This is a genomic window from Burkholderia sp. MR1-5-21 (assembly GCF_053427715.1).
This window is the reverse complement of sequence record NZ_JBSAXD010000110.1, coordinates 1-625: the sequence shown is the minus strand read 5'-3', so window position 1 is coordinate 625 and position 625 is coordinate 1. Positions and strand designations below refer to the sequence as shown.

At 61.1% G+C, this 625-nt stretch carries 1 protein-coding gene; it reads right to left on the bottom strand.

Features of this window, described 5'->3' with window-relative positions:
• Window positions 1–625 (bottom strand): hemagglutinin repeat-containing protein (locus ACV229_RS40635; RefSeq protein WP_448088663.1); only part of this gene is annotated, 625 nt, incomplete at both ends.

Here is a 625-nt window from a genome sequence, read left to right as displayed (position 1 = left end):
GCGTTCTTGCCCGACGTATTGCCGTGCGTGCTGTAGTTCATCCCGCCGTCGCCCGTCGTCACGCCGGCGCTGAAGCCGCCCGACTTCGCATCGTAGTTCGACTGATTCTGAATGTCAGAGAACGAGAGCGAACCCGTCGTCAACGAATTCCTCGATGCATCCGCGTCGCTGGCAATCACCGTTCCTTTCAGATCGGTATTGCCCTTGACGTTGATATTGAACCCGCCGTCCCCCGCCTGAATCCCGGCTTGCTCATTGACACCCGCATAACTGCCCGACGCATTACCCTTGCTCTGGCTGAAGTTCGCGCTGGCACGGCCTTGGCTAATGCTGAAGCCACCGCCCGTACTCGACTGATGCGCGGCGCTCGTCAGCGTGTCCTGCACGCTTGCGATGTTCAGGTTGCCACCCACGTCGGCATTCACCAGATTGCCGCTGACGTTCGCCCCGATGAGGTTCGTATCACCGCCCGAGATGATCGTCACGGCATTCGCCACGTTCACATGGCTGTTGTTCTGCGTTGCCAGATCGCTGTTCCCGTCGCCATGTGCCTTCGACATCGCCGCCAATACGCCGAACCCTCCCGTGCCGACCGATGCGCCCACGCTCGCGCTCGTCGATTCGG